Source organism: Vibrio sp. 2132-1 (assembly GCF_033344315.1).
On the sequence record NZ_JAWPON010000259.1, the window covers coordinates 1 to 760 of the forward strand.

Annotated in this window: 1 protein-coding gene; it reads left to right on the top strand. The window is 45.1% G+C overall.

Going from position 1 to position 760, the window contains the following annotated elements; translation table 11 throughout:
• Nucleotides 1-760 (top strand): sterol desaturase family protein (locus tag R8N47_RS24795; RefSeq protein ID WP_318186049.1); only part of this gene is annotated, 760 nt, incomplete at both ends.

Here is a 760-nt window from a genome sequence, read left to right on the forward strand (position 1 = left end):
GACCGGAGCTCTTGCTTATGGCTTTGGCTCCTATCTTTTTTCTCTGCATCGCCGCGGAATACGGTTTGGGACAGCGTCGAGGTAAACTGCCTGACAGCGCACAATATTATCTGCCGGAAGTGGCGTGTAACTTTGTGTTGGCGGGATTACATCAAGCTGCTGATATTTTAACGGGGTTGCTGATTGCGCATTTCTACTTGTGGATGTTTGATTGGCGATTATTTGATATCGAAATGAGTGTATCGACTTTCTTGCTTCTTATGTTGCTGCAAGACTTTTTCTATTACTGGTTCCACCGTGCTAGCCATCGTATTCGTTGGATGTGGGCGGCACATGTGGTGCATCACAGTTCAGAAAGAATGAATTTTAGTACGGCGTTTCGCCAAAGCTTGATGTACCCATTGGCGGGGATGTGGCTGTTCTGGCTACCTTTGGTCATTATTGGTTTTGACCCTAAATGGGTTGTATTCGTGGTGTTGTTGAATCTAGGTTTGCAGTTCTTTGTGCACACGCAGTCGATTCGTTCACTTGGCCCACTGGAGTGGGTATTCAACACGCCGTCTCACCACAGAGTGCATCACGGGATCAATCGTCAATATATTGATAAAAATTACGCAGGTGTTTTGATTATCTGGGATCGAATGTTTGGCACTTTTGAACCAGAAATAGAAACGGTTCGTTATGGCATTTCTAAACCGGTAAACAGCTTCAACCCAATCAAGGTGACGTTTGCAGAATGGAAAGATATGTTCAACGAGGT